Annotated in this window: 5 protein-coding genes; all 5 read left to right on the forward strand. The window is 51.8% G+C overall.

From position 1 onward, the window contains the following. Positions 1–729: 729 nt before the first annotated feature. Entirely contained in the window at positions 730–1,605 is an 876-nt protein-coding gene (trfA, locus tag ACOYNV_RS25945) for a plasmid replication initiator TrfA (RefSeq protein WP_422902709.1), read from the forward strand. Continuing rightward, on the forward strand, positions 1,602–1,808 hold the full coding sequence (locus ACOYNV_RS25950; protein WP_422902710.1) for a hypothetical protein: 207 nt from the start codon (positions 1,602–1,604) through the stop codon (positions 1,806–1,808). The genes trfA and ACOYNV_RS25950 overlap by 4 nt, the downstream gene beginning before the upstream one ends. A gap of 603 nt (positions 1,809–2,411) precedes the next feature. Next, positions 2,412–3,056, forward strand: coding sequence for a ParA family partition ATPase (gene parA / locus ACOYNV_RS25955; RefSeq protein WP_422902711.1), 645 nt, complete (start codon positions 2,412–2,414; stop codon positions 3,054–3,056). Further along, positions 3,041–3,253: a hypothetical protein gene (locus tag ACOYNV_RS25960; protein WP_422902712.1), complete on the forward strand. Its 213-nt coding sequence runs from the start codon at positions 3,041–3,043 to the stop codon at positions 3,251–3,253. The genes parA and ACOYNV_RS25960 overlap by 16 nt, the downstream gene beginning before the upstream one ends. A gap of 360 nt (positions 3,254–3,613) precedes the next feature. After that, positions 3,614–4,391: site-specific DNA-methyltransferase (locus ACOYNV_RS25965; protein WP_422902713.1), on the forward strand; the 778-nt coding region annotated here is incomplete at its 3' end.

Here is a 4,391-nt window from a genome sequence, read left to right on the forward strand (position 1 = left end):
CAAATCGCGGTACCAAAGTCTATGAAACTTTGGTGTCGTTTGTTTAAACGCACCCAACAGCCAAACAACCAACAGCCAAGACAGCCAAATGCCAAGACCCCTGGCTCAGGCGTGACAGATGCAGGTCATTCAACATGCTCTGCTGTGTGCCTTAGTGTCAACTAGCTATTCCGAAGCTCCGAAGCCAACATGCGGTAAAAAACAGTTCTGCATTGATTGAGGCTTTTTTTACATATCATCGACTTAAAATTACATTTATCAAACCGTAATTTACATAATTACAGTTACACCGTAAATTACAATTTGACCACACCGCATAGCCGTGGCTATGCAAATCCCTGGAAGTCCATAAGTCCTAGACCGTCGGTATAAGGTCAAGGCAAAACATTTACGGAAATTCACCATGAGTGACCATTCACCCGCGCGCACGCCTGCCCGCGCGTGAGACTCAAGTGCCGGGGCCGGTCAGGTCTTTGGCAAGCACCGACTTGCTAGACGGGGGTGTAAGCCGGAACCCCTAAATTGGTACAGGTGGTGCGGCAGTCGGCGCATCCTCTGGTGCAGCAGTCGGCACTGCATCAGGTGGCACCGAGGCATCAGCCGACTCGATGGCAGTAGGCACCTCGGCAGCCGACTCGCTTGCATCAGGCTTTGGCGGCTTGGGCGATGCCGATTACCGGGCAGGCGGTATAAAGCGGATTCTCAAAGCCATCAAGGAACGAACCAAGCATGCTCGATAAACCCGTCAAGACGTTGGCCGATAAGCTGGCACAGGCCAAGGCCCGAGGCGGCAAGGGTGCCGCTGTCGCCCCTCCAGCCAAGCCCGAACCCGCGCAGTTGCGCCTTGATATTTGGCCTGATGCCGTGCGCGGTGTGCCGAATTCTTTCCTGCGAAGTGCCTTGTTTGGCGTGTCCAACATCCGTAAAACATACAGCAATCGCACACTCATTGCCGCCGTGGATGGCTATGAAATCCGGTTTTTCGGCACGTCATTCAACCAGACCGACCTCGATGTTTGGGAAACGCTGCTGCACTTGGCGCGACTCCAGCCACTCGGCACGAAAGTGGAGTTCACCGCCCATTCATTGCTCAAAGAGTTGGGGCGCAGCACCGGTGGCAAAGACCACGAACAACTCAAGGAAGAACTGGCTCGGCTTGGTTCTGGCTGGACTGAAATTACAGACACCAAGGCCAAAAAGACTTTCGCCGGAAACTTCATCAGTAGCTTTGTCCGGGATGACGAAACAGAGCGTTATGTGGTCAGTTTCACGCCGGAAATGGCCCAACTTTATGAGGCTGGTCATACCCTAATTGATTGGTCTGAGCGAAAAGCGCTTGGTAAAAACAACCTTGCCAAATGGCTGCATGGTCACTATGCAAGCCATGCCAGCCCTTTCCACTACAAGACTGGGACACTGCGGGATTTAAGCGGTAGCGACACAACGGGACTTAGAACGTTTAGGCAAAAACTAAAGAAGGCACTCGACGCGCTGAAGGCTATCGGGGCAATACTGAATTGGTCGATTGATGATGACGATTTGGTTCATGTTGCGCACGTTCCGAGCAGGACACAACTAAAGCACCTCAAGAGAAAAAAAGTATGAATAAAAAAGCGACTCAAAAAAAGTCAAAACCAGAAAAACTAACCTACCGCGACCCCTACGCATGGAATGCCGTGGCTAAGAAAATGAGAGGTGAATGGACTCCAGAGGATGAGGTGATAGAAGAAGCTCGAATTGCAGCTCATAAAGCCGAATTCAAGAAGTTGCAAGCCGAACAAAAAGCCAAACCAAAACGCAAAATCTAACCCCCACCTTGGCACGGGTTTGCGGATGCGGTGGCACGGGTTTGCGGATGCGGTGGCACGGGTTTGCGGATGCGGTGGCACGGGTTTGCGGATGCGGTGGCACCCCGTTTTCCATTGGGAAACGGACAAGTGCTAATCTTCTCTTAATCTTTTTTTAATCCGCGTGCGCGATGGATAACTTTTATCGCCCTGTGGATAACCGGGTCAGGACATCCAAACATCCGCTTTCCAATGTGAAGTCAGGGGGTCAGGAGTCAATCGCGGTTTGTTTAGTCCGGTGCCAATCGATAGGGGGTGTGCAGTTGAAACTTCACTTTTCTGCGCCGCCCGCAGGTTTTGGATTGTTTTATGCTGGCTGGCGGTCTGGCGCTAGTCGGGCTGGATTTGCGGCGACGGAATTTTCGGCGGTTCCGGCTTAGACCCCAATGGCACTGACTTAAGAGGTTCCCGTTCGGGCTGAGCTTGTCGAAGCCTTCGTGAACCCTTCGACAAGCTCCGGGCGAACGGGAGAATTTGGCAAGCAATTGTGCTTAAGTCAGTGCCATTGGGCTTAGACCCCCTAGAATCAGCTAGGCTCAAATGAAGATATAAACTAATCATTACATGAAGATCATTGCAATCATCAATGAAAAAGGTGGCACCGGCAAAAGCACCATTGCCACCAACTTGGCAACGGCATTGCACCGACAAGGGCAACGTGTTGTTTTGATTGACGCTGACCAGCAAGGCACGGCACGCGATTGGAGGGCCGCAAGTCCTGAAGATGCTGACCTGCCGCCTGTCGTCGCCATTGACCGCCATCAGATGCTCGCCAGCTCGCTCGCTGGCGTACTGGCTGACATTGCCATCATCGACGCGCCAGCGAAGGCTGAAAGCATGGCCGCTGCCATCATCCGGGCCGCTCACGTTGCCTTGGTGGTGATTCAACCAAGCGCCGCTGACATTTGGGCGTCTGCTGCTGCTGTGAAGCTGATTCAAGCCAAACGAGCAATCGGTGGCGAGATTCAAGCAGCCTTCGTGATCAACCGTGCCAGTGGCAACACCACGATCTCAAAAACCATTATTGATGGGGCGTGGAATGACTACGAAGGCATCGAGCAGCTCACGGCCACCATCGGTAACCGGGTTGTATTCGCCAACGCAATGGCCGCTGGGCTGTCCGTCCTGGACATGACCGACACCATCGCAAAAACCGAAATTTTCAACATCATCAAAGAAATGGAAACAGCGCTATGGCTAAACCCTTGACCATCAAAACAAAGAAGACCGAAGACGTTCGCCCGTCCGTGCCAGTGGCTGAAGTCACAAAAGAAACACCTGTCCGGCTGAATCTGAACATTGCACCATCACTGCGCGACACCTGGAAGATGGAAGGCGTGAAACGGCGTATGACCATGACAGGCATGATTGAAGCTGCCATGAATGAATACCTGAATAAGAAGTAATGAAGATTTGAAGATTTAATGATATGATTATTTCTTCAAATGTTTTGGTGCAGGGGGTTGTAAGCCCAAACCAGCGGAATTTGTCCATGCCACGTTTTCGTTGTCACTTTGAGCATCCTTCGCGTGACATAGTCCATGAGACGGGTAATGTGACTCAATTTTGGTCAATTCTGGTGCTACTTTTCGGTGTCACACGAACGACCGTTCATTTGACGCATCGTTACATGCAAAAAATCGGTGCTTTTCAGGTATCGGACAAATTCCGTCGGTTTGCGCTCAGAACCCCTAAACCCCGTCTTCTAAAATAGACTTTCTCAAATCCTAGTCAACTGAACCAGTGCCAAGTGGCATTCATGTCCTATGCCATTTCTCGATTGGGTCAACAAAGCCCAGGCGCAGCGCACCACTGCCAATGTTCCCTATCACTTGTTGCAGTTTCAATCTACCCACGGCGACCAACAATCGGAAAACCTGCTGATTCAGGGCGACAACCTGCTGGCGCTCAAGGCGTTGTTGCCCTTTTATCGCGGACGGGTGAAATGCATCTTCATTGACCCGCCTTACAACACCGGCAGCGCGTTTGAGCACTACGACGACAAATTGCAGCACTCGCAGTGGCTCAGCATGATGCTTCCCCGGCTGGAGCTGCTCAAAGACCTGTTAAGCCCGGACGGCAGCATTTGGGTCACCATCGACGACAACGAAGGGCATTACCTCAAGGTGCTGATGGATGAGGTGTTTGGACGGGGAAATTTTGTGACCTCTTTCGAATGGCAAAAAACACTCACCCGGCGCAATGACGCAAAGGTCGTGTCAGAGGCACATGATCATGTACTTTTGTACGCGCGCAGTGCCGATCAAATGGGCCTGAATAGGCAGGGCAGCGACGAACGTCAACGAGCCACCTACAAAAACCGCGATAAAGACACTCGGGGTGATTGGCTCGCCATACCTTTTCACGCTCCAAACCTTCGGCCGAACCTGACTTATCCAATCACTACGCCCGGAGGAAAAGTATTGATGCCTCCAGCTGGCCGGTGCTGGAGTACAACCAAAGAAAAGTTTGAAGAGTTACAGGCGGACAATGGGGGAGTAAGCCCTAATCCACGAAAACTTGACGGCCACTGTAGGGTTATTG

This window comes from Propionivibrio sp. (genome assembly GCF_049316945.1).
Classification (GTDB): domain Bacteria; phylum Pseudomonadota; class Gammaproteobacteria; order Burkholderiales; family Rhodocyclaceae; genus Propionivibrio.

Excerpts from the sequence above, each read along its gene's own strand:
- parA (WP_422902711.1), top strand. The coding sequence starts at position 2,412 with ATGAAGATCATTGCAATCATCAATGAAAAAGGTGGCACCGGCAAAAGC.
- ACOYNV_RS25960 (WP_422902712.1), top strand. The coding sequence starts at position 3,041 with ATGGCTAAACCCTTGACCATCAAAACAAAGAAGACCGAAGACGTTCGC.
- ACOYNV_RS25950 (WP_422902710.1), top strand. The coding sequence starts at position 1,602 with ATGAATAAAAAAGCGACTCAAAAAAAGTCAAAACCAGAAAAACTAACC.
- trfA (WP_422902709.1), top strand. The coding sequence starts at position 730 with ATGCTCGATAAACCCGTCAAGACGTTGGCCGATAAGCTGGCACAGGCC.